We start from the raw sequence: 25,816 nt of genomic DNA on the forward strand, positions 1-25,816 counted from the left end.
CGGAATGCCGGCGCGGCAGGATGCGCGCCGGACGGCTCTTGTTTAAATTTTTTCAAATTCGTGGCTGCCTGTCGCAGGTCCGCGATAATCGGACGATTCGCCGTCGCACGCTGTTGCGTCGCGGCGAATGCGCCGGTCGGCGGCGTGATAATCGGCTGTTGCACGAGTGCCCGTCTGCAGTTCGAATCGATCTCGCTGCGCTCGGGCCAGCGGATTATCGCGAGTTTCGCCAAAAAACGCCAGATTGGCGCCGCGCGGCCGGCCGGCCGCATGCTTGACGCATCGGGGCGGCTCGGCGACGATGAGGGCCGTTCCAGCCAGGCCGGCCAAGGCCGTTTCGCCGCCCGGGGCATCGCGGCGGGAAATGCATCCGACCGTGCCGCACGAATAAAACGAATACGAAACGATGAGCCTCTACGCACTCAAACCCAAATTCCAGAATCGTCTGCGCCCGTTCGCGAATTCGCTCGCCGAACGCGGCGTCACGGCCAACCAGGTCACGCTGTTCGCGGCCGGCGGCTCGATCGTCGTCGGCGCGCTCGCCGGGCTCGGCGTGTTCGCCCGCGCGCTGTTCCTGCTGATTCCGCTGTGGCTGTTCGCGCGGATGGCGCTCAATGCGATCGACGGGATGCTCGCGCGCGAGCACGGGCAGAAGAGCACGCTCGGCGCGTACCTGAACGAGCTGGGCGACATCGTGTCCGATGTCGCGCTGGTGCTGCCGTTCCTCGCCATTCCCGCGTTCGCTCCGGCGGACGTCTGGCTGTTCGCGCTGACGGCGGTGATCGTCGAATGCGCGGGGCTGATCGGCCCGCTCGTCGGCGCGACGCGCCGCTACGACGGCCCGTTCGGCAAGAGCGACCGGGCGCTGGCACTCGGCGCGTTCGCGCTGTGGATCGGCTTCGGTTTGCCGGTCGGCAGCGTCGCCGCGTGGCTGTGGCGGCTGCTGATCGTGCTGTCGATCGTGACGGTGGTGCGGCGCGTCCAGGCCGGCATCGCCGAAGCGGGCGGCTGACGGCAGCCGACGCGAAAGCCGGACCGGCGCCGGAGGGCGGCGCCGCACACATTCGAATAACGAAACGAGAGAGATCGCATGAGCGCACGCACGGCCCGTGAGGCCGACTTCATCACGCACGACGGCGAAACGCTGTTCTATCGTCACTGGCCTGCCACAGGCGCGCGCTGCCGCGGCGCCATCGTGCTGCTGCACCGCGGCCACGAACATTCGGCGCGCGTCGCGCACCTCGTCGACGAGCTCGACCTGCCGGAGTTCGCCTTTTTTGCATGGGACGCACGCGGCCACGGCCGCTCGCCGGGCGCGCGCGGCTACAGCCCGAGCGCGGCCGCGTCGGTGCGCGACCTGCAGACCTTCGTCGAGCATATCCGCGACACGCACGGCATCGCGATCGAGGAGATGGCCGTGGTCGGCCAGAGCGTCGGCGCGGTGCTCGCGGCGACCTGGGCGCACGACTACGCGCCGCCGATCCGCGCGCTGGTCGTCGCGTCGCCGGCGTTCCACATCAAGCTCTACGTGCCGTTCGCGCGGCCCGGGCTGCGACTGATGCACAAGCTGCGCGGGCTGTTCTACGTGAACAGCTACGTGAAACCGAAATTCCTCACGCACGATCCCGAGCGAATCGCGAGCTACGCGTCCGATCCGCTGATCACGCGGCCGATCGCGGTCAACATGCTGCTCGACCTGCACGATACCGCGCAGCGGATCGTCGCCGACGCGGCCGCGATCACCGTGCCCACGCAACTGCTGATTTCGGGCGCCGACTGGGTCGTGCATCGCGGCCCGCAGGACCGCTTCTTCGAACGGCTCGGCTCGGCGCGCAAGGAGCGCATCGTGCTGCCGGGCTTCTATCACGACACGCTCGGCGAGCGCGACCGTGCGCAGGCGCTCGCGCCGCTGCGCGCATTCGTGCTGCGCGAATTCGATGCGCCGAGCCCGCGCGTGTCGCTCGTCGATGCCGACCGGCGCGGCGCGTTCCACGACGAATATGCGGCGCTCGGCCGGCCGCCGGCCAACGTGTTCGCGCGGGCGTACTGGGCGCTCACGCGCGCCGGCCTGAAAGCCGGCGGCGCGCTGTCGGACGGCATCGCGCTCGGGCTGCGGCTCGGCTTCGATTCGGGCTCGACGCTCGACTACGTGTACCGCAACCGCGCGCAGGGGCGGCTCGGCGTCGGCGCGCTGATCGACCGCACGTATCTCGATTCGCCCGGCTGGGTCGGCATCCGCCAGCGCAAGGTGCATCTGCAGGAACTGATCGGCGCGGCGATCGGCCGCCTGCGCGGGCACGGCTCGCCGGTGCGGATCGTCGACATCGCGGCCGGCCACGGGCGCTACGTGCTCGACGCGATCGCAATGGCCGCCGAGCGCGACGGCGCGGCGCCCGACGACATCACGCTGCGCGACTACAGCCCGCCGAACGTCGAAGCCGGGCGCGTGCTGATCGCGCAGCGCGGCCTCGAGCCGATCGCGCGCTTCGAGCGCGGCGACGCGTTCGACGAGGCGTCGCTCGCGACGCTCGAGCCGCGGCCGACGCTCGCGATCGTGTCGGGCCTGTACGAGCTGTTCGGCGAGAACGCGCTGATCGAGCGTTCGCTGCGCGGGCTCGCGCAGGCCGTGCCGCCGGGCGGCTATCTCGTCTATACGGGGCAGCCGTGGCATCCGCAGCTCGAATTCATCGCCCGCGCGCTGAACAACCACCGCGGCGAATCGACCTGGGTGATGCGACGCCGTTCGCAGGCCGAAATGGACGAGCTCGTCGCGCGGGCGGGCTTCCGCAAGCTCGACCAGCGGATCGACGAGATGGGCATCTTCACGGTGAGCCTCGCGCGGCGGGTCGACGCGTCATGAGCGCGCTCGGCGGCGGCGCGGGTGCGGGCGACGGGCTGACCGAGCCGGCGGCCGGCGCGCGCGACGCGTCGTTTGTGCTGCGCTTCGGCTGGCTCGCGGCGATGGGCGCGGTGTTCTTCTCGACCTACGGCTTCGCGAACTGGCTCGCGGCGTGCCGCGCCGCGGTGCCGACCTTCGCGTTCGGCTGGGAGCAGGCGATCCCGTTCGTGCCGTGGACGATCGTGCCGTACTGGTCGATCGACCTGCTGTATGCGCTGTCGTTCTTCTTCTGGACGCGCCGCGACGATCTGCTCGATCACGTGAAGCGGCTGCTGACCGTGCAGCTGGTGTCGGTCGCGTGTTTCATCGCGTGGCCGCTGCGCTTCGGCTTCGAGCGACCCGACGCGGGCGGCGTGGCCGGTGCGCTGTTCACGCTGCTGATGGGTTTCGACAAGCCGTTCAACCAGGCGCCGTCGTTGCATATCGGGTTGCTGGTCGTGCTGTGGGCCGTCTATGCGAAGCATCTGCGCGGCACGTTCGCCCGCGTCGTGCTGCATCTGTGGTTCGCGGCGATCGGCGTGTCGGTGCTGACGACCTACCAGCATCACGCGATCGACGTGCCGACCGGGGCGGCCGTCGGCTGTCTCGCACTGTTCCTGTTTCCGTTGCGCGATGCCGCGGGCCGACTGCCGGGCGCCGAGGCGTCGCCATCCGCGGCCGGCCGCGCGCTCGCGCGCCGCTACGCGTGCGGCGCCGCACTGGTCGCACTCGCGGCGCTGGCGTGCGTGCCGCGCGCGCCGGGCTGGGCGCTGGCGGCAGGGTGGGTCGCGCTGGCGCTCGCCTGCGTCGCATGGGCTTATCGACGTGGCGCGCCCGGCGCGTTCCAGAAGGATGCGCACGGACGGTTGCCGGTCTTCATCGGCTGGCTGCTCGCGCCGACGATCGCCGGCGCGTTCGTCAATTCGCGGCTGTGGACGTTCCGGCAGCCGGCGCCGGTGCGGATCGACGAGCGTGTGTCGATCGGCCGGACGCCGACGACGCGCGACATCCGGCGCGACGGCTTCACCGCGCTGGTCGACCTGACCGCCGAGATGCCGCGCTGGGCGGCGGCCGATGCAGCGCTCGCGTATGCGTCGGTGCCGCAGCTCGATCTCGTCGCCCCGACCGCGGCGCAGCTCGCGCAGGCCGTCGCGGCGCTCGAACGCCTGCACGGCGAGGGGCGCGACGTACTGGTCTGCTGCGCGCTCGGCTATGGCCGCAGCGTGCTGTGCGCGGCCGCGTGGCTCGCCGCGCGGCGCGGGCTGGCCGATGCGCGCGACGCGCTGGCCGCGGTGCGCGCGGTCCGGCCGCACGCGGTGTGGTCGGATGACGGCGTGGCCGTGCTGCAGCAGTGGATCGATCGCCGTCGCGATGCGGGGCGCGTGTGATGCGCGATCCGTCGGCGCCGTTCAGGATTGCCGCCGCGCGCGGCGCGCTCGACGCGGGCGCATGGGCGCTCGTGGCCGCGCTCGCCGCGGCCGGCGCGGGTGGCTGGATCGCGGCGGGCTGGGCGCCGGCGACGCTCGCCCGCGTGCTGCTGGCCGCCGTCAGCGCGGGGGCGGGGATCGCGGCGCTGTGGTACGCGGTTCGTATCGAGATCGACCGGCGGTTGTTTGCCGCGCTGGCGCGGACGGTGGGCGACGACGGGGCGGTCGACGATGGGCTCGCGGCGCTCGATCGCGCGCTCGCCGATCTGGGCTGGATCGACGCGGCGAAGGCCGGGCGCACGCTCGACGCGCGCGTGCGCGGCGCGGTCGGGCTGTGCCGGGCCGCCGTGCTGGTGGCGATCGTGCAGTGGCTCGTCGTCGGGATCGCGATCGCGGTGTCGCCGATCGGTTAGCGAGGGGCGGTGCCGGTGCGCCGCGATCGTGTTCGATGGGTTTCCTGCAGCGTCTGGTTCGGATGCGCGGTGGGTACGTTCTTCGTATGGGCGCCGTTGGCCGACCGTTTCACACCGCCGGTGCGGATAGCCGGCCGTAGCGCCCCTGTCGTTCGACCGATGTGCCGACCGGCCGCGCGCGGGCCGCGTGCGTCGCGCATGCGCGTCATCGCGGAGGCCGGGGGCGGACGCAGCCGGAGCGCGCGCGATCGACGGCAACCGGCCCTGCGCCAGCGTGCTCGCAGGGGCCGGCCTCGGATTTCGCGATTTCGACCTGCGTCGCGCCGCTGCCCGCCCCGGTGGCGGATGGCGGCGTCGACGAATTGATCCAGGTCAGTTTTTCACGAAGAAAATACGTCGCGCGACGCGCGCTTGCGGTAGCATACGCGCCGCTCGCGGCAGCGCGTTCCGGGCGGCCTGCAACGGGCCGCCACCGGTGCCCCGGCCGGCCGCCGTGCGTCGGAACGACGCCGTTCCGGCCATCCGGCAGCAACGGCGCAATTCTTGCCATTCACTCTTCCTGCGCAGCATTTCCGACCGAATTGAGATTTTTTTCGCTTCTCAGTCGCGAATCACGGTAAGTTCTGTTCTATTTTTGAGATAGTGTGACGAATGGGCGGCCGCCGGTGCCAGGCGCGCCGCCGCGCGGCGAACCGATCATTGAAGAATCCGCCGCGTCGTTCCGATAAATGCAATCAGGCCATGAATGAGGGGAAGCAGAGGGGATGTGCACTTACGGGCATAGCTGCTTTGCGCGCGTCGCTTTCGACGCGCAGAAGGACGGGACCATCGTGACGAAGCGGAGCGGTGCATGAAGCCGGCCGTGTCGCTGTTCGTCCTCGCGACCGCGATGACCGGCGCTTTCCATGCGGCCGCGCAGTCGGCCGCGCCGATGCCGGCGGTGCCGGCCGCCGCTTCGACGGCCGCTGCCGGTCACGCGGCGGCGTCCGATGTCGCGCCCGCCGCGGGGCCCGTGGCCGCGCCGGCGGCGGCCAGCGCGCCGGCCGCCGGCCTGCCGGCGACGACCGTGCATGTGCCGTTCGCGTCGCTCGGCGCGTTCGATCCGCTGCGCCTGCGCGGCGCCGACGACGCGCGCACGATCAACGCCGGCGTGCGGCTCGACCGCGTGATCACCGGCGCGCGGTTGCGCCTGACCTACGCATATTCGCCGTCGCTGGTCTTTCCGCTGTCGCACCTGAAGGTGTCGGTGAACGGCGAGGTGGTCGCGACCGTCCCGTTCGACGCCGCGCGTGCGGGCCGCACGGTGACGCAAGAGATCCCGATCGATCCGCGCTACTTCTCCGATTTCAACCAGATCGGCCTGCGCCTGATCGCGCACTACACGCTCGACCATTGCGAGGATCCGTCGAACTCGGCGCTGTGGGCCGACGTGAGCCCGACGAGCGAGCTGATCCTCGACGAATCGCCGGTGCGCCTGCCGAATGATCTCGCGCTGCTGCCCGCACCGTTCTTCGACCGGCGCGACAACGGCCGCGTGCGGCTGCCGTTCGTGCTGCCGGCGACGGCCGATTCGGCGACGCTGCGCAGTGCGGGCGTGCTCGCGTCGTGGTTCGGCGCGCTGGCCGACTACCGGCATGCGCGTTTCCCGGTGTCGGCCGCGTTGCCGGCCGACGACCAGGCCGTCGTGGTCGGCACGGCCGCGACGCTGCCGGCCGGTCTCGCGCTCCCACCCGTCAACGGCCCGCTGCTCGCGGTCGCCGACAACCCGGCCGCGCCGGGGCGCAAGCTGCTGGTCGTCACGGGCCGCACGGCGGCCGAGGTCGACGACGCGGTCGCGACGCTCGTGCTGGGCCGCGCGGCATTGTCGGGGCCGGCGGCGTCGGTCGCGCACGTCGATCTGGGCGCGCCGCGCAAGCCGTACGACGCACCGCGCTGGCTGCCGGTGAACCGGCCGATCGCGTTCCGCGAGCTCGTCGACGATCCGCGCCAGCTCGAAGTGCGCGGCACGACGCCCGACGCGATCCGGCTGAACCTGCGCGTGCCGGCCGATCTGCATTCGTGGAACGGCGCGGGCGTGCCGATCACGCTGCGCTACCGCTACACGGCGCCGACCGTGCAGGACAACTCGACGCTCGCGGTCGAGATCAACGATCAGCTCGTGAAGTCGTACCGGCTCGGGCCGGCCCACGCCGAAGACGCGCACGGCCGCATGCAGCTGCCGCTGCTGTCGGTGCCGGAAGGGCGCGTGACGAGCGACGTCGACATTCCCGCGTTCCGCGTCGGCAGCGGCAACCAGCTGCAGTTCCGCTTCTCGCTCGATTCGCAGAAGACGGGCCTGTGTTCGAGCACGGCCACCGAGCCGCAGCGCGCGGCGATCGATCCGGATTCGACGATCGACTTCTCGCACTTCGTTCATTACGCGCAATTGCCGAACCTCGCGTTCTTCGCGAACAGCGGCTTCCCGTTCACGCGCTTCGCCGACCTGTCGCAGACGGCCATCGTGCTGCCCGAGCGGCCGTCGCCGCAGGAACTCGAGGCCTACCTGACGATGCTCGGCCACATGGGCGAATGGACCGGCTTCCCGGCGCTGCGCGTGCAAGTTGCGCGGCCCGGCGACGTCGCCGCGCTGTCCGGGCACAAGGATCTGCTCGTGATCGACGGCTCGCCGGCGTCGCCGCTGCTCGCGCACTGGCGCGCGGCGCTGCCGCTCGCGATCGGCGAGCAGGGCGGCGCCGGCGGCGGCGCGACGCGCGTCGCGTTCACGGTGAAGGAGCGCTGGCGCAACGGCGTGGGCCTCGCCGACGGCGGCGCGCACATCGAACAGACGGGCCCGCTCGCGGCGCTCGCCGGTTTCGAGCTGCCGGGCAGCCGCGGCCGCAGCGTCGTCGCGCTGACGGCGACCGACCAGGCGCGCCTCGGCGATCTGCTCGACGTGTTCGAGAACGCCGGGCTCGTGTCGCAACTGCAGGGCGACCTCGCACTGGTGCGGCCGGGGCAGGTCGACAGCCTGCGGGTCGGCGAGCCTTACGTGGTCGGCTTCGTGCCGTGGTATGCGCGCGTGTGGACGGAGGCGGCGCGGCATCCGGTCGTGCTCGGCGCGGTCGGCGTCGTCGCGGGGCTGCTGCTCGCGCTCGGCGTGTTCAGCGTGCTGCAGCGCATCGCCGCGCGTCGACGGGGGATGTAACGGATGGCGCGGGCAATGACGAAGCGACGGGCAACGCGGCCGGCGCGGCGTGTCGGCGCGACGTTCGCGCTGGCGCTGGCGGTGACGTGCGCGGCGGCCGGCATGGCCACGCGCGCGCACGCCGCCGGGACTGGCGCGGCCGACGCGGCCGGCGCCGGATGCAGCGTGGCGTGGCCGCGCTGGGACGCGTTCAAGCGCGATTTCATCTCGGCCGACGGCCGCGTGATCGACGTCGGCTCGGCCGATTCGCGCACGGTATCGGAGGGGCAGGCGTATGGACTGTTCTTCGCGCTGGTCGCGAACGACCGGCGCATGTTCGACACGATCCTCGCATGGACCGAGAACAACCTCGCGCAGGGCGACCTGAGCGCGCACCTGCCTGCGTGGCTGTGGGGCCGCGCGCCCGACGGCGCGTGGCGCGTGCTCGACGCGAACCCTGCGTCGGACGCCGACCTGTGGATCGCGTATGCACTCGTCGAGGCCGGACGGCTGTGGCGCGAGCGCAGCTATACGGCCCGCGGCGCGCTGCTCGCGAAGCGCGTGCTCGACGCCGAGACGGCGACCGTGCCGGGCCTCGGCCTCACGCTGCTGCCGGGGCCGACCGGGTTCAAGCTGGCCGACGGCCAATGGCGCGTGAACCCGAGCTATTCGCCGCCGCAGGTGATTCGCGCGCTCGGCGCGCGGCTGCCCGACGACCGTCGCTGGGCCGCGCTGGCGTCCAGTACCGGGCGCGTGCTGCTCGACACCGCGCCGAAGGGGTTCTCGCCGGACTGGGCGCTGTATCGCGCGGGCAAGGGTTTCGGGCCCGATCCGGACACGCATGCGCAGAGCGCGTACAACGCGATCCGCGTGTACCTGTGGGCCGGCATGCTCGACCGTGCCGATCCGCTCGCCGCGCCGCTGCTCGCGAAGTTCGCGCCGTTCGCCGATGCCATCGCCGCGCACGGCGCGCCGCCGGAGCGGGTCGATACGACGACGGGCGTCGCGGGGCCGAACGACGGCAACGGCGGCTTCTCCGCGGCGGCCGTGCCGTTTCTCGACGCGCGCGGCCAGCACGCGCTCGCGGATGCACAGGCGGCCCGCGTCGATACGCTCGCGCGCCAGTCGGCGCCCGGCTACTACACCAGCGTGCTGACGCTGTTCGGCCTCGGCTGGCGCGACGGCCGCTACCGGTTCGGGGCGGACGGCACGCTCGACACCCGCTGGGGAGACCGTTCGTGCGCCGCCCGCTGAAGTGCGCCGCGCCGCACGTCGCGGGATTCGCATGGCTCGCGTCGTCGGTGTGCGCGGCGGCGTCGGGCCCGGCGATCGCGAACTCCGCGACTTCGGCGACACCGTCGACCTCGGCCGCCGCCGATGCGCGGCGCGAACTCGACACCGCGCGGATGTGGGGCATCAAGCATCGCGACGATCTCGCGCGCGATGCGCTGCGCAAGGGCCTGCTGATTGCGCCGGGGGATCCCGAGCTGCTGGCCGAACAGGTGCGCGTGCTGCTGCGGTTGGGCGATGCGAAAGGCGCGCAGGCGTCGCTGGCGCGGCTGCAGGCGCAGTCGCCGAATGTGCCGGCCACGCGGCGGGTGGCCGACGAATACCGGGTCGCGACGAGCGGGCGCGGCGAGATGGCGCAGATTCGGCTGCTCGCGCGCAGCGGCCGTGCCGACGAGGCGGCACGGCGGATCGTCGCGCTGTTTCCGAACGGCGCACCGGCGGGCGCGCTCGGCGCCGAGTATTACCAGATCGTGTCCAATGCGCCGGGCGGGCGTGAGCCGGCGATCGCCGCACTGCGCCGCGCGATCGCGGCCGATCCGGGCGACACGAGCGCATCGGTCGCGCTCGCGCGGCTGTTGAACCAGCGCGACGACACGCGCGCGGAAGCGAACCGGATCGCCGCGTCGCTCGCGCAGCGCAACGACGCGGACCACACGGAAGCGATGGCGCTGTGGCGGCGCGTGCTGCAATCGGCCGGCAGCGATCCCGCGTATCTCGACGCGCTGCACGCGTATCTCGCGCTCGCGCCGGACGACACCGAATTCCGCGACCGCGCCGCCGGCCTCGATCGGCAGCGCGACGCGCGGCGCCGGCTCGAACGCGATCCCGACTACATCGCGCAACAGCGCGGGCTGCAGGCACTCGCGCGCGGCGATCTGGCCGCCGCCGATCCGCTGCTCGCGCGCGCCGCGCGGGCGCGGGCGGACGACGCCGATGCGCTGGGCGGGCTCGGCCTGCTGCGGCTGCGCGAGGGGCGGCACGACGAAGCGCGCGTGCTGTTCGCGCGGGCCGCGACGCGTGCGACCGACCAGCGCGGCAAATGGCAAAGCCTCGCGCGTACCGCGCAGTTCTGGGGGGTGCTCGCCCAAGGCCGTGAAGCGGCCAGTGCGGGGCGCCCGAAGGAGGCCGAGCGCGCCGCGCGGGCGGCGCTCGCGATGCAGCCGGACAACCCGGACGCGAAGTTGCAGCTCGCCGATGCGCTGCTCGCGCAGCGCGACTGGGCGCAGGCGGAGCCGTTGCTGCGCGGCTTGCTGGCCGCGCGTTCGCCGAGCCTGTCGGCCGTGCGCGACACGGCCACGCTGTACGAAAACACCGGCCGCGCGGACCGGATCGGCCCGTTGCTCGACGCGCTCCAAGGGCGCGTGACGGGCGCCGACGATCGCCGCGCGCTCGACGGCCTGCGCGGCGACCTGCTCGCGAACGAGGCGCGCGCGCTGGCCGACAAGGGCGCACGCGGGCCGGCCGCGCAGCGCTACGAGGCGGCCGTGCGCGCGGCGCCCGACGCGCCGTGGACGCGCTTCGCGCTCGCGCGCCTCTATCGCGACATGGGGCTGCCGCAGCTCGGCCGCACGGTGATGGACGACGGGCTCGCGCAGCGCGATACGCCCGAGATGCGCTACGCGAACGCGCTGTACCGCAACTCGCTCGACGATGTCGCGGGCGCTCAAGCCGTGTTGGCGCCGGTCGACGACGCGCACCGTTCGGACGGGATGCGCGCACTGGCGCGCAAGCTCGATGCCGAAAGCGCGCTGGCCGACGCACGCAGCGCGCATGCACGCGGCGACCGCGCGGCATTTGCCGCCACGCTCGCGCACGCGCAGGCGAGCGCACCGGACGATCCCGACATGCTCGCCGCGATCGGCGCGCAGTGGATCGACGCGGGCGAACCCGAGCGCGGCCTCGCGCCGCTGCGCGACTGGATCGCCGCGCATCCGCGCGAAGCCGACGCGGACGTGCGGCTGCGCTACGGCGACCTGCTCGGCCGCGCGGGGCGCGACGACGCACTCGCCGCGTGGCTCGACACGCTGCGCCGCGACTCGTCGCTGACGCCCGCGCAGACCGCGCGGCTCGAGGATCAGTCGCTGCGGCTCGTGCTGCGGCAGACCGACGACGCGATCGCGCGACAGGACTACGCACAGGCGCGCACGCTGCTCGACCGCGCGAGCCCGGCCGGCCGGGCGGACAAGCGTTACGCGCTCGAACTCGCCGATCTCGAACGCGCGCAGGGCCATTACGATGCCGCGCGCGATGCGCTCGCGCCGGTCGTGGCGCGCACGCCGGACGATGCCGATGTGCAGCTCGCGCTCGCCAGAATCGACGAGGACAGCGGCAACCGTGCCGCCGCACGCGCGCGCGTGCAGGCCGTGCTGGCGCGCACGCCGGACGACGACGTCGACACGCAACTGTCGGCCGTGCGCCGCCTGAACGCGCTGCGCCGCCCGGACGAAGCCGCGCAGGTCACCGACCGGCTGCAGGCCGCGTATCCGGCGCGCGCCGACGTGACGGTCGCGGCCGGACGCGTGGCCGAGGCGCAGGGGCGCTATGACGACGCGGCGTCGCTGTACCGGCTGTCGCAGTCGCAGGAGCGCGCGACGGGCGTGAGCCCGGGCCGCGACGGGTTGACGCCCGCGCAGGCCGCGTTCGCGGATCTGCAGCAGCGGCGCAATCCCGAGATCGAGACCGGCTGGATACCCGCGTACAAATCGGGCGACGAAGGCATCTCGTCGTATCGCGCGCAGCAGGTGCCGATCTATATGCAGATGCCGGTCCGTTACGACGGGCACGTGTTCGCGCAGATCGACACCGTGCATCTCGACCCGGGCACGCTCGACACGAGCAATCCGGACGCCTATTCGCTGAAGACGTTCGGCACCTACGCGGCGCTCCGCGCGCAAAACGGGTTGCCGCCGCCATTCCAGCTGAATCAGCCGGCCGCCGCGCTGCTCGCGAATCCGCCGGGTTCGCTGCACCAGTCGACGACGGGCGTCGCGCTCGGCGCCGGCTATCTGTCGGACGCGTGGCGCGTCGATCTCGGCACGTCGCCGCTCGGCTTCCCCGTGCATTACCTGGTCGGCGGCGTGCGCTATCGCTTCGACGCGGGCCCCGCGAGCTTCTCGGTGAATGCGTCGCGAAGGCCGGAAACGAGCAGCGTGCTGTCGTACGCGGGGATGCGCGACCCGTGGACCGGCGCGGTGTGGGGCGGCGTGCGCCGCGACGGCGTGAACCTGCGTGCGTCGGTCGACGTCGGCCGCACGAACCTGTTCGCGGAGCTCGGCGCGGGCGTGCTGTCCGGCCGCAACGTCGAACGCAACGCGGAAGTCACGCTGCGCACCGGCTTCACGGTGCCCGTGTACGAGCGCGCGACGATGAAGCTCAGCACGGGGCTCGTCGGCAATGCGTGGCACTACGCGCAGAACCTGCGTTACTACACGTACGGGCAGGGCGGCTACTACAGCCCGCAGCGCTACCTGTCGCTCGGCGTGCCGATCGAATGGGCGGGGCGGCGCGATGCGCTGTCGTGGGACCTGACCGTTACCGGCGGGATCTCGAACAGCTACGAAAAGGATTCGCTGTATTACCCGACGTTCTCGGACCAGCGCGCCGCGCAGGTGGCGGCCGGGTTCGTCTATGCGGGCAGCTCGACGCGCGGCGTGTCGTTTTCTTACGGCGTGAACGGCATCGTCGAGTATCGCGTGAACCCGCACCTGAGCGTCGGCGCGCAGTTGCACATCGACCGGTCGCACGACTATGCGCCGAGCTCGGCGCTCGTGTACCTGCGCTATGCGTTCGATGCGCGCGCGCCGCGCAGCTGGCTCGTCACGCCGACGCCGGTGCGGCTTTATTCGGATTACTAGGGACTAGGGGAACGCCGTGACTACGGAATTCGATGCCATCCGCCTCGCGCCCGGCGCCACCAGCCTGGTCGATCGCCTGCGCGCGTCGTTGCGCATGGGGCTGGCGGGCGGCCGCGCCGGCGCGTTGAGCCGGCTCGCGATCGACGGCCTGCCCGATACCTGGACGCAACTGGAAGCCGGCGGCCTGTATGCGATCTACGCGGCCGCCGGCACGCCGGGCTGCGATGCGCTCGTGTGGGAAAGCGCGCGCCAGGCGCGCACGCGCGACGTCACGGTCGTGCTGGCGCGCGATCCGGCGCGCGTCGCCGCGCAGATGGCCTCGCTCGGCTTCGCGGGCGGCGCGCAGCCGGCCGGCTGGCCGCGCAACCTGAACGTATTGGCGATGCCGCCGGCGGCCGGGCCGGCCGACGACGGTGTGGATGCCGGTGCGGCCGGCGGCACGCCGCGTCGCGCGGCACCGGGCCCGTTCGCGCGGCTGACCGGCGGCTTGCGCGCGATGAAGCGCTACGGGCTGCATGCCCGTTCGCTGTATTTCGTCGAAGGCGCGCAGCGCTGGTTCAGCTGGGACGATCCGGTCGCGCTCGCGGACGAAGCGCACGCGCTGGCCGACTGGTGCCGCACGCGCCGGATCGCGCTCGTGCTGCTGCTCGACCCCGAAGCGACCCGCGCGGGCGGCGACGCGCGCGCCGACGATGCGCCGCTCGTGCGCGATGCCGATCGCACGCCGCGTAGCGGCTTTCACGGCATCTGCTCGGGCGTCGCGCAGTTGCAGCGCACGCATGGCGAGCTGCTGTGGATCGTCGATTTCTGGCGCGCGGGCGACACGCTCGCGGCCGGCGAGGTGCGGCCGCTGCGCTTCGCGCCGAGCGGCCGGCTGTCGGCGAGCGTCGACGGCGGCGCGACCGAACCGGCGCGCCGGATGAAGCTCGCGAGTGACGAGGATCGCGTGGTGGTCAGCCGCGCGGTGGTCGACGGCGCGAGCCGCGTGCCGGACGGCTGGGAGATCGTCGACGACAATGCGGCCGTCGTCGCCGCGTGCGCGAGCGCGCAGGCCGCGACCGCGGTACTCGTGTTCCGCTCGCATGCGCAACTCGAAGCGCTGTGCGCGGACGTGCACGCGCTGCGCCGGCAGTGCGGCGGCGCGCTGAAGATCGCGGTCGTCGAGCGCGGCGAGGTGCTGCGCCACCAGTTCGAGGTGCTCGTGCTGAGCGTCGGCGCGAACCGGGTCGTCGCGCGCGACTTGCCCGTCTCGCGGATGCAGGCCGCCGTGCATGCGCTGCGCGGCCAGCTCTACGCGCGGCCCGTCGCGGCCGACTATCGCGCGGCGCTCGCGGCCGCGCTCGGCGATTCGGTGCTCGGCTATCTGCCGGTCGGCGCGTTCTGCCAGCGGATTCGCGCGGTGCTCGATCGCGGCGCGGTGCTCGCGCTGCCGCATACGCTCGCGAAGCTCACGCTGTTGCCGGGCGTGTCGCACGTCGATGCGTTGCGGCACTGCCGGCCGCGTCGCGCGGGCGACGTCGTGACGGCCGATGCGGCGCACCTGTTCGTGTTCCTGTTCGCGTGCGAGCCGGTCGACGCCGACGATGCGCTCGCGCGGATTTTCGACGTGCCGGTCGATACGCTGTCCGACCGCGTCGTGTGCCTCGGGCAGGGCAGCATCGATACCGAGCTCGAGACGCTGAAGGCCGCGAACCGGCGCGCGCCGATCGCCGACTACAGCGACCTGTTCGCGGCGCCGCAGCCGGCGGGCGCCGCGCGCGCATCGACCGCGCCCGCCGAGCCCGGTGCGGCGTTGCCCGACGCGAGCGAGGTGAGCGCCGCGATCGACGCGATCGATACCCTGGTCGTGCTCGACGCGATGGGCGTGCCGCAGCAGGCCACGCCCGCCGCCGTCGAGGCCGGCGTCGCGTCGACGCCGGACCCCGTCATTCCCGCCGCGCGTGCGCGCGGCGCCGTCCGCAGCGCGATGCCGCTGCGCAAGCAGGAGGACGCATGATCGCCGAACTCGTCATCGGCTTCATCGTCGGTATCGTGATCGCGGTGCCGGTATGGATCGTCGCGCAGCACCTCGGCGTCGGCCGCGGCTTCCACGCGCCGCGCGGCATCGACCGCCGCGACGCGGTGCCGTGCGCACTCGTGCCGGTCGCGCTGCGCGGCCGCCTGCTGCCGGGCGCCGGCAACGAAGGCGGCGAACTCAACGAGCGCGACAGCAAGGCGCCACGATGAAAACGATCGCCCTCACCTCGACGACGGGCGGCGCGGGCCGCACGACGCTCGCCGCCGCGCTCGCGGTACTGCTCGCGCGCCGCGGCCGGCCGGTCGTCGCCGTCGAATTCGATGCACAGAACCTGATGGGCGCGACGCTCGGCGTCGATACGCTGGCCGAACACGGTCTCGCGCACAGCCTGCTGGGCGGCGCCGAACCGTGGCACGCGCACACGTGGCGCAACGCAGACGGCGTGCTGTTCGTGCCGTACGGGCAAGTCGATGCGGCGGAGGCCGCCGCGTGCGATGCGCGGCTCGTGGCCGATCCGGCGTGGCTGCCGCGCGCGCTCGACGAGATCGCGCTGCCGGCCGATGGCGTCGTGCTGGTCGACACCGCCCGTTATCCGTCGCCGCAGGCCGCGCAGGCGATCCGTTGCGCGGACCTGACGCTCGTCGTCGTGCCGCCGGAGCCGGTCGCGTGCGCGACGACGGCCGCGCGGCTCGGCGCGTTGCGGGCCGGCCGCGGCGAACTGCAGATCGTCGTGAACCGGCTGAACCCGGCGCGCGACATGCAGCGCGACGCGCTGGCGATGCTGCGTGCGGTCGCGGGGCCGGCGTCGATGCTCGAGCAGCGCATCCACGTCGACGCGGCCGTGCCCGAGGCGCTCGCGCGCGGCAGCTGGATCTTCGACGACGCGCCGTATTCGCAGGCGTCGCACGACCTGAACGGCGTCGCGAACTGGGTCGACACGTGGCTCGCGGCGGCCGTCGCGGGCCATACCGGAGCGGGGCGATGAAGGCCGCGTTCGGCGCGCGACTGCGTGCGTTCGGCCGGCGCGTGGCCGACTGGTGCGCGCGCGGCATCGGGCTGCCGGCGGAACGCACGCGGGTGGACTGGCTCGTGCGGCTGTTTTTCCACGCGCCGCCGCCTGGCCGGCCCGATCACGTACGCCGCTGGGTGCGTGTCGCGTTCCTGCGGCTCGCGCACGACTGGGGCGTGCTGCAGCCGCTCAGCGTGCGCGAATGGCTGTGGCGCGCGATCGTGCGCGCGCCGCGCGTGGCCGACGGCCGTCCCGCGCGCGATCCGCTCGCGTGGTTCGACACGTTCGTGGTGCCCGTCTACGTGGCCGGGCGCGCGCTCGGCCGGCGCATCAACGCGATGCTCGAGCGTCTGCCGTGGGCGCGCTGGGGCGGCTGGCTCGATGCGCGCGCGAACGGCGTCGGCCGGCGCCGCTGGCTCGCGCCGCTGCTGCTGGTGGCCGGCGCGGTGCTGTGGGCCGCGGCCGGGATGTCGCCGCTGATGCCCGGCGCGCAGTTCGCGTTCTTCGCGATCGTCGCGGTGCTCGCGCTCGCGCTGCGCCGCCTGCCGGGCCATTTGCCGACCCTTGCGCTCGCGTCGCTCGCGCTGCTCGCGGCGGTGCGCTACGTGTGGTGGCGCACGACCCAGACGCTCGACTTCCGCAGCCCGGTCGAAGCCGTCGCCGGTTACCTGCTGTATGGCGCCGAAGCCTATACGTGGATGATCCTGCTGCTCGGCTTCGTGCAGACCGCGTGGCCGCTCGACCGGCCGATCGTGCCGCTGCCCGACGATCCGGACAACTGGCCGACCGTCGACGTCTATATCCCGACCTACAACGAGCCGCTGTCGGTCGTGAAGCCGACCGTGTTCGCCGCGCAGAGCATCGACTGGCCGAGCGCGAAACTGCGCGTATACCTGCTCGACGACGGCCGCCGTCCGGAATTCGCGGCATTCGCGGCCGAGGCCGGCATCGATTACCTGACGCGCGACGACAACCTTCACGCGAAGGCCGGCAACATCAACCGCGCACTGCCGAAGACGCGCGGCGAGTACATCGCGATCTTCGACTGCGATCACGTGCCGACGCGCTCGTTCCTGCAGACGACGATGGGCGTGTTCCTGCGCGACCCGAAGTGCGCGCTCGTGCAGACGCCGCACCATTTCTTCTCGCCCGATCCGTTCGAGCGCAACCTCGGCACGTTCCGCGAGATCCCGAACGAAGGCAACCTGTTCTACGGCCTCGTGCAGTCCGGCAACGACCTGTGGAACGCGACGTTCTTCTGCGGCTCGTGCGCGGTGCTCAAGCGCAGCGCGCTGGAGGAGGTCGGCGGCGTCGCGGTCGAGACCGTGACCGAGGATGCGCATACGGCGCTCAAGCTGCACCGGCGCGGCTATACGTCGGCGTACCTGCCGACCGTGCAGGCGGCCGGCCTCGCGACCGAAAGCCTCGCGGGCCACGTGAAGCAGCGCACGCGCTGGGCGCGCGGGATGGCGCAGATCTTCCGCATCGACAACCCGTTCCTCGGGCGCGGGCTCGGCCTGATCCAGCGGATCTGCTACGGCAACGCGATGCTGCATTTCTTCTACGGGATTCCGCGGCTGGTGTTCCTGACGATCCCGCTCGCGTACCTGTTCTTCCACCTGTACTTCATCAACGCGTCGTCGCTGGCGCTCGCCAGCTACGTGATCCCGTATCTCGTGCTTGCGAACATCGCGAACTCGCGGATGCAGGGCCGCTACCGGCATTCGTTCTGGGCCGAGGTCTACGAATCGGTGCTCGCGTGGTACATCGCGCTGCCGACCACCGTCGCGTTCTTCAGCCCGAAGCACGGCAAGTTCAACGTGACCGACAAGGGCGGCAAGATCGACGAAGGCTACGTCGACTGGTCGACGTCGAAGCCGTATCTCGTGCTGTTCGCGCTGAACGTGCTCGCGATCGCCGCCGGCCTGTGGCGGCTCGTGGCCGACCAGGGCGACGAGGCGTCGACGATCCTGATCACGCTCGGCTGGACCGTGTACAACCTCGCGATGCTCGGCGCGGCGCTGGCCGTCGCGCGCGAGACCAGGCAGGTGCGCGTCACGCACCGGATCGCGATGCGCGTGCCGGCGATGCTGCTGCTCGCCGACGGCTCGACCGCCGCGTGCTTCACGAGCGACTACTCGACCGGCGGCCTCGGGCTCGAAGCGGTGCCCGGGCTGCCGCTCGCCGTCGGCGACACGCTGACGGTGTGCGTGACGCGCGGCGACCGCGCGTTCCCGTTCCCGGTGCGCGTGACGCGCGTGACGTCGACCCATGTCGGCGTGAGCTTCGACGAACTGACGCTCGAACAGGAACGCCAGCTCGTGCAATGCACGTTCGGCCGCGCCGATGCGTGGCTCGACTGGCATGAAGGCGCGCGGCCCGACACGCCGCTCGGCGGGCTCAAGGAAGTGCTGCGGATCGGGCTGGACGGTTACGTACGAATGTGGAAGGGTGCGGCGCGCGGCGTGCAGACGATGCTCGCGCCGAAGCTCGATCGCGCGCGCGACTGACGCGGCGCGCATCATGGAGTGGGTTAGATGACGTTCTGGAATCTGTATTTCATCCTGAAGTTCGCGCTGTTCGCGACCGGGCACCTGCAGCCGTTCTGGCTCGCGAACCTCGCATTCGCGGTGGCGCTGGCGGCGAGCGCGCCGCTGCGCGCGCGTGCGTGGCGCATCGTCCGGCAGGTCGTGGCGATCGCGATCGCGGTGCCGCTGCTCGCGCGCGAGCTGCATGCGCCGCCGCTCGCTCGTCTCGCGGAGGCCGCGCGCGAAGTCAGCACGTTCCGCCTCGACTACTGGATGGAACTGCTGCCGCGTCTGTTGCCGCCGGTGCTGGCGCTGACGATCGTCGGCGTGCTGATCGTCTATTTCATCGTCAATCGCTGGCTGCGCGTCGCGACGTTCGTGCTGGCCGTGCTGATCGTGATGCCGCTGTGGCAGGCCGGCAGCGGGCTGATGGCGCGCGTCGTCGCGCCGGCCCAGCCGCAGGCGAACGTGGCGGGCGCCACGCGCGTCGACCAGCCCGAGGACCACAACGCGGCGCTCGCGACGTTCCGCGCGCAGGAGTCGCAGCGGCAGGTCGCGTTCGGCCATCTCGGCAGCGATCCGGCCGCGCAGTTCGACGTGATCGTGTTGCACATCTGCTCGCTGTCGTGGGACGACCTCGATGCGGCGAAGGTGCGCAACCACCCGATGCTGAGCCACTTCGACTACCTGTTCACGAACTTCAGCACGGCCGCGAGCTACAGCGGCCCGGCGGCGATCCGCGTGCTGCGCGCGAGCTGCGGGCAGGAGGCGCATGCGGACCTGTACAAGAGCGCGCCGCCGCAGTGCCACCTGTTCTCGCAACTGGCGGGCGCCGGCTACACCGTGCAGTCGCTGCTGAACCACGACGGCCATTTCGACAACTTCCTGCAGGTGATCCACGACAACATCGGCGTGGCCGATGCGCCGATGATCTCGAACGCGGCCGCGCCCGTCGCGATGCACGCGTTCGACGGCTCGGCGATCAAGGACGACTACGCGACGCTCGCGAACTGGTACGCGCAGCGTGCGGCGGTGCCGGGGCCGGTCGCGCTGTACTACAACACGATCAGCCTGCACGACGGCAACCGCGTCGTCGGCAGCGCGCTGACGAGCATCGACTCGTATCCGCAGCGCGCGACGAAAATGATGACCGATTTCGATCGTCTCGCCGACCTGATCGCGCAATCGGGCCGCCGCGCGGTGATCGTGTTCGTGCCCGAGCACGGCGCCGCGTTGCGCGGCGACAAGAACCAGGTCGCGGGCCTGCGCGAGATTCCGACGCCGCGCATCGTGCACGGGCCGGTCGGCGTGCGGCTCGTCGGCTTCGCCGGCAACCACGGCGCGACGACCGTGATCGAGCAGCCGACCAGCTTCCTCGCGCTCGCGCAGTTGCTGTCGAACCTCGTGTCGAACAGCCCGTTCAAGCCGGGCGCGACGCTCGCGCAATACGCGGCCGATTTGCCGCGCACGCGGATGATCGGCGAGAACGAGGGCACGGTGACGATGCAGACGGCCGCAGGTTACGCGGTGAAAACTCCGGATGGCGTATGGATCGACGAACAGTAACGATCGCCGGCGAAGGCGACGACGAGCGCCTGTCGCAACCGAACGACGTGATCGGCCTCGCGCGGCATCTGCCCGCGCTCGATCCCGAACGCTATGTAGACGAACAGGCGCGCCGCGCGTTCGATGCGTCGCTCGATCGCTGGCCGACGCTCGCGAAGCTGATGGGACTGAAGCGGTAAACGCACGACGGCCGGCGTGGCGGCCGGCCGTCGTCGGTGGGGCGGGGCGCGCCGCTTACTGCGTTCGGCGTTCCGGCTGGCGCGTCCATTCGCCTTCTTCGCCCTGCACCTTGCCGAACGTCTGATCGGCCCATGCGGCACGCGCCGCGTCGATCTTCGCGCGTTCGCTCGACACGAAATTCCATTCGATGAACCGCTCGCCCGGCAGGTGGGCGCCGCCGAGCAGCATCGCGCGTGCGCCGTGCGCGCTCGCGAGCGCGACGGTCGCGCCCGGTTCGAGCACGGCCATCGTCGCCGGGGCGAGCGGCGTGCCGTCGACGGTGAGGTCGCCGTCGACGAGATATACGCCGCGTTCGTCGTGCTCCGCATCGAGCGCGAGCTGCCCGCCCGACGCGAATTCCGCAACCGCATAAAGCGTGGGCGAGAACACGGCGACCGGCGACGCGAGTCCGAACGCGGTGCCCGCGATCACGCGCACGGTCGCGCCGTCGCGCGTGAACGACGGCAGCGTGTCGGCCGCGTGGTGGACGAACGCGGGCGCGGTGTCTTCATGCTCGACCGGCAGCGCGACCCAGGTCTGGATGCCGTGTACCGGCTGCTCGCGCGGCCGATCCTCGTCGGGCGAGCGCTCCGAATGCACGATGCCGCGGCCGGCCGTCATCCAGTTCACGTCGCCCGGCACGATCTTCTGCCGGAAGCCGAGGCTGTCGTGATGCATCAGCGAGCCGTCGAACAGGTAGGTGACGGTCGCGAGCCCGATGTGCGGATGCGGCAGCACGTCGATGCCGCGGCCGGCCGGCAGCACCGCGGGCCCCATTTCGTCGAAGAAGATGAACGGGCCGACGAGGCGCGCGGCGCGCGCGGGCAGCACGCGGCGCACGACGAGGTTGCCGATGTCGCTTTCGCGCGGCGTGAGCAGGGTCTTGATCGAGGCGGACATGACGGGAATCTCGTGACGGTGGCGGGCAGCGATCAGGCGATCGCCGTGTCGATCGCGATCGGATGCGTGAGGATCTTGTGGACCGGGCACGCGTTCGCGATCTGCAGCAGGCGTTCGCGCTGCTCGTCGGTCAGGTCGCCGTCGAGCGTGATGCGGCGCACGATCGTGCTGCCTGCGCTGCCCGATTCGTGCGCGAGCTTCACGTGCACTTCGGCGAGCGGCCAGCCCTTTCGTTGCGCATACATCTTCAGCGTGATCGCGGTGCAGGCACCGAGGCTCGACAGCAGCAGCGCGACGGGCGTCGGCGCCGCATCGCCGCCGCCGAGCGACGCGGGTTCGTCGGCGCGCCACTGATGGACGCCGTCGGTGAAGTGGACGAGGTAATCGACCGAGCCGATGCTCGCTTCGACGGACAGTTCGCTCATTGCGGTTCCAGGTGGGAAAGGGGACGGGCCGGGCAGGCCGGACGTTACGGTTCGAGCAGGCGCTGCAGCCGCAGCTCCTCGAAATCGAGTTCCGATTCTATGCGGTGCAGTACCGCGTCGTCGACCTTGCCGTCGCGATGCAGGTCGAGCAGCGCGCGGCGCGATATGCCGACGAGCTCGAGTTCGACGCGCAGCATGCGGGCGCGCACGCCGGCCGGTTCGGCGCCTTGCCGGTGCGCGCGTTCGTTGAACGTGACGCGGTTGCGGTATTCGGCGAGCAGGCGGTCGAGCGACGGCTGCTCGAGCGCCGAGCCGTGCTGCCCGAGCGTATCGAGTGCGGCGAGCGCCGCGCCGAACGTGTGCGCGCGCACCGCATGTTCGGACATCGTGTGGCGCGCGGCCGGGCGCAGCTTCAGCACGCGAATGAGCGGCGCGAGCGTGCCGCCCTGCACGACGAGCGTTGCGATGATCAGCAGGAAGGTACTGAACAGGATCAGGTCGCGGCCGGGGAAGTTGGCCGGCAGCGCGATCGCGGCCGCGAGGCTCACGACGCCGCGCATGCCCGACCAGCCGAGCACGACGGCTTCGCGCCACGACCACGGCGTGTGGCCCGCGCGCCGCGCACGCAGGCGGCCCGGCAGCCACATCGCGACGAACACCCACACGACGCGCGCACCGATCGCGGCGGCCGTCGCCGGCAGCGCGACCCGCAGGCCGGCCATCAGCACCGCGCCTTCGTGGTTCACGCGTGCGAGGATCGCATGCAGCGCGAGGCCGATCAGGATGAACACGAGCGCGTCGAGCACGAACACGATCGCCTCCCACGTCGCCTTCGCCTTGATCCGCATGTCGGCGTTGAACACCCGATGCTGGCGCACGCCGAGCACGAGCCCGCAGGTGACGACCGACAGCACGCCCGAGCCGTCGACGGCTTCCGCGATCCCGTAGCTGCCCCATGCCATCGCGAACGTCACGACGATGCCGAGCATCGGATCGCGCAGGCGCGGCAGCACCCAGCACATCGCGTGGCCGCACGCGAGGCCGACCGCGATGCCGATCAGCGTGAGCGAGAAGAACAGGCCGGTGGCACTGGCCGCCGTGATCGACACGGCGAGCGCGGCCGACACGGCCATCTGGTACAGCAGCAGGCCCGACGCATCGTTGACGAGACTTTCGCCCTCGAGCACCGCGACGAGCCGCGCGGGCAGCGGGTGGCGTTGCAGGATTGCCTTCGCGGCGACCGCGTCGGGCGGCGACACGATCGCGCCGAGCGTGAAGCACGCGGCCCACGGCAGCGCGGGATTCGCCGCATGCACGGCGAGCGCGACCGCGACGGTCGTGAACGCCACGGCGCCGAGCGCGAGCGACGCGATCGACGCGAGTTCCTGCCGGAATTCCTTCCACGCGGTGTAGAACCCGCTCGACATCAACAGCGGCGGCAGCACGGCCGCGAGCAGCAGTGCCGGGTCCATGTCGGGCACGCGCTTGCCCGCGACGGCGACCACGCAGCCGCCGAGCAGCAGCACGACGGCCGGCGGAATCGAAATCCGCTCGGCGAGCCAGGTGAGGGCGCCCGCGCCGCAGATCAACAGCAGCAGGTAATGGAACAGCTCGACGTTGGTCATGCGCGGCCGGCGGCGATGGGGTGGATCACGAAGGCTTGCGGTCGTTCGCGGCGCCGCCCGGCAGCGCGCCGAACATGTGCTGGCTGCACTGTGCGTCGCGCCATGCGGTGTTCAGCCGATGGCCGGACAACATCCGGCGCGCGACGGGCAGGATCTGTTCGCCGGCCAGCATGCCGAGCAGGCCGGTGAGCGCGATGAGCGGCGGCGCCGGCGAATTCACGCCGAGTGCGCCGTAGATGACGCCCGCGAGGAGGCCGGCGATCAGCGACAGGAAATACGGTTTCATGGTGAGCTTCCGTGAGGGCCGACGGGCGGCGCGGTGCATGCCGTCAAGAACTTGAAAGCGTAGCGGGTTTGCGTGAAGAAAAAAAGGGCGGGCAGCCCCGAACGGGCATTCGTTCAGGAATCGGATCGATTCCATTTCTTGGGTGTTCGCGCCGTGCGTTTGCGGCTTAAATATTTCGGCCCGGATGACGATCCGGCGTCGACGCACACCAGGCTCCTCCCGTTTTCACGGTCGAGGCAGGCCCCCCTTTTTCCGTTCACAGGACCTCATTCGCCATGAGCAACCCGAAGCTTGAAGTACTGACACCGCACAACAGCCAGCTGATCTTCATCGACCAGCAGCCGCAGATGGCGTTCGGCGTGCAGTCGATCGATCGCCAGACGCTGAAGAACAACGTCGTCGGGCTCGCGAAGGCCGCGAAGGTCTTCGACATCCCGACCACGATCACGACGGTCGAAAGCGACAGCTTCTCGGGCCACACCTATCCCGAGCTGCTCGACGTGTTCCCGAACCAGAAGACGCTCGAACGGACGTCGATGAATTCGTGGGACGACCAGAAGGTGCGCGACGCGCTCGCCGCGAACGGTCGCAAGAAGGTGATCGTGTCGGGGCTGTGGACCGAGGTCTGCAATACGACGTTCGCGCTGTGCGCGATGCTCGAGGGCGACTACGAGATCTACATGGTCGCCGACGCGTCGGGCGGCACGTCGCAGGCCGCGCACGATTTCGCGATGCAGCGCATGGTGCAGGCCGGCGTGGTGCCGGTCACGTGGCAGCAGGTCCTGCTCGAGTGGCAGCGCGACTGGGCGCGCCGCGACACGTACGACGCCGTGATGGCGATCGCGAAGGAGCACTCGGGCGCATACGGGATGGGCGTCGACTACGCGTACACGATGGTCCACAAGGCGCCGCAGCGCACCGCGACGCCGCACGAGTCGATTCCGGCCGTGCCCGCGAAGTAACGGGCCGGCGGCCGCGCTCGCCGCGCCGGAGGCGGCGAGCGCCTGCCACCGCTCATCACGCGTTCAGGCGGCGGGCAGCGCCCACGGCGCGTGCGCGAAGCGTTCCGCGAGGAAGTCGAGCAGCACCGTCACGCGCGCGGCGCGCAGCATGCCGGGCGGCGTGACGAGGTTCACGTTGATGTCCGCGATCTTCCAGTCGCTCATCACTTCCTCGAGCTCGCCGCGCTGCATCGCGTCCCACACGAGGAACTCGGGCTGCAGCGCCAGGCCGTGACCGCCGACGAGCGCGGGGAGGATCACGTCCGCGTTGTTGGTGCGGATGCGCCCGTGGACGGACACGCCGACTTCGTCGCCCGACGCCGGATGGCGGAAGCGCCAGTGCTCGGGGGTCGGCAAGTTGGTGTACGTGAGGCACACGTGCTGTTCGATGTCGCGCGGATGCGTGGGGCGGCCGCGCCGGTCGAGATACGCGGGCGATGCGACGAGCGGCCGGCGCACCGCGCAGAGGCGGCGCGAACGCAGCGTCGAATCGTTCAGCTCGGCGATGCGGATCGCGACGTCGAAGCCGCCCGACACGATGTCGACGATGTGATCGGTGAGCACGAGATCGATGTCGACGCGCGGATAGCGTTCGAGAAACGCGGGCAGCACCGGCGACAGATGGCGCAGCCCGAACGACATCGGCGCATTCACGCGCACGAGGCCGTGCGGCTCGAGCGCCTGCGCGGACGCTTCGTTCTCGATCAGCTCCGCATCGGCGAGCAGGCGGATCGCGCGGTCGCGCAGCAGTTCGCCGGTCGGCGTGAGCGACAGCTTGCGCGACGTGCGGTACAGCAGCATCGCGCCGAGGCGTTTTTCGAGGCGCGCGATCGCCTTCGACACGGTGGGTTGCGATACGCCGAGCAGGTCGGCGGCTTTCGCGAACGAACCGGTCTCCGCGACGCGCGCAAAGATGGCCCAGGCTTCGAGATCAGGAAGGTGTTGCATGGTCGGCGTGAATGGCAGGGAAGCGAAACGGATGCGATGCGCCGCGCAGGCGGCCTCGCGATGCCGGTGATTCTAATCCGGCCGGGAGAAAAAACGTTATGGAATCTTATCTAATTTCATTGGGCGCCGGCGTGCTGATCGGCGTCGTGTACAGCGTGATCAGGGTGCGCTCGCCGGCACCGCCGCTGATCGCGCTGGTGGGCCTCGCCGGCATGCTGGCCGGCGCGCAGGCCATCGCGCCGGTTCGTCACTGGCTCGGCTTCTGAC

Annotated in this window: 21 protein-coding genes; 15 read left to right on the plus strand and 6 right to left on the minus strand. The window is 71.5% G+C overall.

Annotation, left to right across the window (positions count from 1 at the left end):
- Nucleotides 1–42: 42 nt before the first annotated feature.
- Nucleotides 43–330: a hypothetical protein gene (locus H0X95_RS07070; protein WP_153260034.1), complete on the minus strand. Its 288-nt coding sequence runs from the start codon at nucleotides 328–330 to the stop codon at nucleotides 43–45.
- 76 nt (nucleotides 331–406) lie between these two features.
- Between H0X95_RS07070 and H0X95_RS07075 the strand changes: the two genes are divergently transcribed.
- The 13 genes from H0X95_RS07075 (at nucleotide 407) to H0X95_RS07135 (ending at nucleotide 20,324) form a co-directional block, all read left to right on the plus strand.
- Nucleotides 407–1,012: a CDP-alcohol phosphatidyltransferase family protein gene (locus H0X95_RS07075; RefSeq protein ID WP_006481852.1), complete on the plus strand. Its 606-nt coding sequence runs from the start codon at nucleotides 407–409 to the stop codon at nucleotides 1,010–1,012.
- A 78-nt stretch (nucleotides 1,013–1,090) separates the two neighbouring features.
- Nucleotides 1,091–2,860, plus strand: coding sequence for a bifunctional alpha/beta hydrolase/class I SAM-dependent methyltransferase (locus H0X95_RS07080; RefSeq protein WP_196445984.1), 1,770 nt, complete (start codon nucleotides 1,091–1,093; stop codon nucleotides 2,858–2,860).
- The gene (locus H0X95_RS07085) at nucleotides 2,857–4,266 is read left to right on the plus strand and encodes a phosphatase PAP2/dual specificity phosphatase family protein (protein ID WP_196445985.1); all 1,410 of its coding nucleotides are present in this window, start codon (nucleotides 2,857–2,859) and stop codon (nucleotides 4,264–4,266) included. The genes H0X95_RS07080 and H0X95_RS07085 overlap by 4 nt, the downstream gene beginning before the upstream one ends.
- Nucleotides 4,266–4,718, plus strand: a complete 453-nt coding sequence (locus H0X95_RS07090; protein WP_034200706.1) for a hypothetical protein — start codon at nucleotides 4,266–4,268, stop codon at nucleotides 4,716–4,718. The genes H0X95_RS07085 and H0X95_RS07090 overlap by 1 nt, the downstream gene beginning before the upstream one ends.
- An 850-nt stretch (nucleotides 4,719–5,568) precedes the next feature.
- Nucleotides 5,569–7,902, plus strand: coding sequence for a cellulose biosynthesis cyclic di-GMP-binding regulatory protein BcsB (gene bcsB / locus H0X95_RS07095; RefSeq protein WP_196445986.1), 2,334 nt, complete (start codon nucleotides 5,569–5,571; stop codon nucleotides 7,900–7,902).
- 3 nt (nucleotides 7,903–7,905) lie between these two features.
- Nucleotides 7,906–9,135, plus strand: a complete 1,230-nt coding sequence (gene bcsZ, locus H0X95_RS07100) for a cellulose synthase complex periplasmic endoglucanase BcsZ (protein ID WP_034195702.1) — start codon at nucleotides 7,906–7,908, stop codon at nucleotides 9,133–9,135.
- A complete protein-coding gene (locus tag H0X95_RS07105; protein WP_196445987.1) occupies nucleotides 9,120–13,025 on the plus strand; it encodes a cellulose synthase subunit BcsC-related outer membrane protein in 3,906 nt (1,301 codons plus the stop codon). The genes bcsZ and H0X95_RS07105 overlap by 16 nt, the downstream gene beginning before the upstream one ends.
- A gap of 16 nt (nucleotides 13,026–13,041) precedes the next feature.
- On the plus strand, nucleotides 13,042–15,021 hold the full coding sequence (gene bcsE / locus H0X95_RS07110) for a cellulose biosynthesis protein BcsE (protein WP_196445988.1): 1,980 nt from the start codon (nucleotides 13,042–13,044) through the stop codon (nucleotides 15,019–15,021).
- A complete protein-coding gene (locus tag H0X95_RS07115; protein WP_012492530.1) occupies nucleotides 15,018–15,251 on the plus strand; it encodes a hypothetical protein in 234 nt (77 codons plus the stop codon). The genes bcsE and H0X95_RS07115 overlap by 4 nt, the downstream gene beginning before the upstream one ends.
- Nucleotides 15,248–16,027, plus strand: coding sequence for a cellulose biosynthesis protein BcsQ (gene bcsQ / locus H0X95_RS07120; protein WP_196445989.1), 780 nt, complete (start codon nucleotides 15,248–15,250; stop codon nucleotides 16,025–16,027). The genes H0X95_RS07115 and bcsQ overlap by 4 nt, the downstream gene beginning before the upstream one ends.
- Complete coding sequence (gene bcsA, locus H0X95_RS07125) at nucleotides 16,024–18,561, plus strand: UDP-forming cellulose synthase catalytic subunit (protein ID WP_196445990.1); 2,538 nt, start codon at nucleotides 16,024–16,026, stop codon at nucleotides 18,559–18,561. The genes bcsQ and bcsA overlap by 4 nt, the downstream gene beginning before the upstream one ends.
- A gap of 27 nt (nucleotides 18,562–18,588) precedes the next feature.
- The gene (gene bcsG / locus H0X95_RS07130) at nucleotides 18,589–20,145 is read left to right on the plus strand and encodes a cellulose biosynthesis protein BcsG (protein WP_196445991.1); all 1,557 of its coding nucleotides are present in this window, start codon (nucleotides 18,589–18,591) and stop codon (nucleotides 20,143–20,145) included.
- Complete coding sequence (locus tag H0X95_RS07135; protein ID WP_006482672.1) at nucleotides 20,127–20,324, plus strand: hypothetical protein; 198 nt, start codon at nucleotides 20,127–20,129, stop codon at nucleotides 20,322–20,324. Before bcsG ends, H0X95_RS07135 begins: the two co-directional genes overlap by 19 nt.
- A 55-nt stretch (nucleotides 20,325–20,379) precedes the next feature.
- Here the strand turns inward: H0X95_RS07135 and H0X95_RS07140 are convergent, their stop codons facing one another.
- Genes H0X95_RS07140 through H0X95_RS07155 form a run of 4 tightly spaced genes read right to left on the minus strand, consistent with a single transcriptional unit; the run spans nucleotide 20,380 to nucleotide 23,600 of the window.
- The gene (locus tag H0X95_RS07140; RefSeq protein ID WP_112750285.1) at nucleotides 20,380–21,264 is read right to left on the minus strand and encodes a pirin family protein; all 885 of its coding nucleotides are present in this window, start codon (nucleotides 21,262–21,264) and stop codon (nucleotides 20,380–20,382) included.
- A gap of 32 nt (nucleotides 21,265–21,296) precedes the next feature.
- Complete coding sequence (locus tag H0X95_RS07145) at nucleotides 21,297–21,689, minus strand: OsmC family protein (protein ID WP_111442300.1); 393 nt, start codon at nucleotides 21,687–21,689, stop codon at nucleotides 21,297–21,299.
- A gap of 44 nt (nucleotides 21,690–21,733) precedes the next feature.
- Nucleotides 21,734–23,314 (minus strand): cation:proton antiporter, encoded by a 1,581-nt coding sequence (locus H0X95_RS07150; RefSeq protein WP_196445992.1) that lies wholly within the window; start codon nucleotides 23,312–23,314, stop codon nucleotides 21,734–21,736.
- A gap of 25 nt (nucleotides 23,315–23,339) precedes the next feature.
- Nucleotides 23,340–23,600: a XapX domain-containing protein gene (locus H0X95_RS07155; protein WP_006482681.1), complete on the minus strand. Its 261-nt coding sequence runs from the start codon at nucleotides 23,598–23,600 to the stop codon at nucleotides 23,340–23,342.
- A gap of 275 nt (nucleotides 23,601–23,875) precedes the next feature.
- On the opposite strand from H0X95_RS07155, the gene H0X95_RS07160 reads away from it, so the two are divergent.
- Nucleotides 23,876–24,562 carry a hydrolase gene (locus tag H0X95_RS07160; RefSeq protein ID WP_006482670.1) on the plus strand — a complete coding sequence of 229 codons (687 nt, stop codon included), beginning with the start codon at nucleotides 23,876–23,878 and terminating at the stop codon, nucleotides 24,560–24,562.
- 63 nt (nucleotides 24,563–24,625) lie between these two features.
- Here the strand turns inward: H0X95_RS07160 and H0X95_RS07165 are convergent, their stop codons facing one another.
- Nucleotides 24,626–25,549 (minus strand): LysR family transcriptional regulator, encoded by a 924-nt coding sequence (locus tag H0X95_RS07165; protein ID WP_006482668.1) that lies wholly within the window; start codon nucleotides 25,547–25,549, stop codon nucleotides 24,626–24,628.
- 98 nt (nucleotides 25,550–25,647) lie between these two features.
- On the opposite strand from H0X95_RS07165, the gene H0X95_RS07170 reads away from it, so the two are divergent.
- Nucleotides 25,648–25,815, plus strand: a complete 168-nt coding sequence (locus tag H0X95_RS07170; protein ID WP_006498993.1) for a DUF1427 family protein — start codon at nucleotides 25,648–25,650, stop codon at nucleotides 25,813–25,815.
- The last annotated feature ends 1 nt before the right edge of the window (nucleotide 25,816 follow it).

It is taken from the genome of Burkholderia sp. 9779_493 (assembly GCF_015712215.1).
Classification (GTDB): domain Bacteria; phylum Pseudomonadota; class Gammaproteobacteria; order Burkholderiales; family Burkholderiaceae; genus Burkholderia; species Burkholderia cenocepacia.

Coding starts and splice junctions, on each gene's coding strand:
- H0X95_RS07150 (WP_196445992.1), bottom strand. CDS start 23,314: ATGACCAACGTCGAGCTGTTCCATTACCTGCTGCTGTTGATCTGCGGC.
- H0X95_RS07115 (WP_012492530.1), top strand. CDS start 15,018: ATGATCGCCGAACTCGTCATCGGCTTCATCGTCGGTATCGTGATCGCG.
- bcsB (WP_196445986.1), top strand. CDS start 5,569: ATGAAGCCGGCCGTGTCGCTGTTCGTCCTCGCGACCGCGATGACCGGC.
- H0X95_RS07155 (WP_006482681.1), bottom strand. CDS start 23,600: ATGAAACCGTATTTCCTGTCGCTGATCGCCGGCCTCCTCGCGGGCGTC.
- H0X95_RS07085 (WP_196445985.1), top strand. CDS start 2,857: ATGAGCGCGCTCGGCGGCGGCGCGGGTGCGGGCGACGGGCTGACCGAG.
- H0X95_RS07145 (WP_111442300.1), bottom strand. CDS start 21,689: ATGAGCGAACTGTCCGTCGAAGCGAGCATCGGCTCGGTCGATTACCTC.
- bcsZ (WP_034195702.1), top strand. CDS start 7,906: ATGGCGCGGGCAATGACGAAGCGACGGGCAACGCGGCCGGCGCGGCGT.
- bcsQ (WP_196445989.1), top strand. CDS start 15,248: ATGAAAACGATCGCCCTCACCTCGACGACGGGCGGCGCGGGCCGCACG.
- bcsG (WP_196445991.1), top strand. CDS start 18,589: ATGACGTTCTGGAATCTGTATTTCATCCTGAAGTTCGCGCTGTTCGCG.
- H0X95_RS07140 (WP_112750285.1), bottom strand. CDS start 21,264: ATGTCCGCCTCGATCAAGACCCTGCTCACGCCGCGCGAAAGCGACATC.
- H0X95_RS07160 (WP_006482670.1), top strand. CDS start 23,876: ATGAGCAACCCGAAGCTTGAAGTACTGACACCGCACAACAGCCAGCTG.
- bcsA (WP_196445990.1), top strand. CDS start 16,024: ATGAAGGCCGCGTTCGGCGCGCGACTGCGTGCGTTCGGCCGGCGCGTG.
- H0X95_RS07135 (WP_006482672.1), top strand. CDS start 20,127: ATGGATCGACGAACAGTAACGATCGCCGGCGAAGGCGACGACGAGCGC.
- H0X95_RS07165 (WP_006482668.1), bottom strand. CDS start 25,549: ATGCAACACCTTCCTGATCTCGAAGCCTGGGCCATCTTTGCGCGCGTC.
- H0X95_RS07075 (WP_006481852.1), top strand. CDS start 407: ATGAGCCTCTACGCACTCAAACCCAAATTCCAGAATCGTCTGCGCCCG.
- H0X95_RS07170 (WP_006498993.1), top strand. CDS start 25,648: ATGGAATCTTATCTAATTTCATTGGGCGCCGGCGTGCTGATCGGCGTC.
- H0X95_RS07090 (WP_034200706.1), top strand. CDS start 4,266: ATGCGCGATCCGTCGGCGCCGTTCAGGATTGCCGCCGCGCGCGGCGCG.
- H0X95_RS07080 (WP_196445984.1), top strand. CDS start 1,091: ATGAGCGCACGCACGGCCCGTGAGGCCGACTTCATCACGCACGACGGC.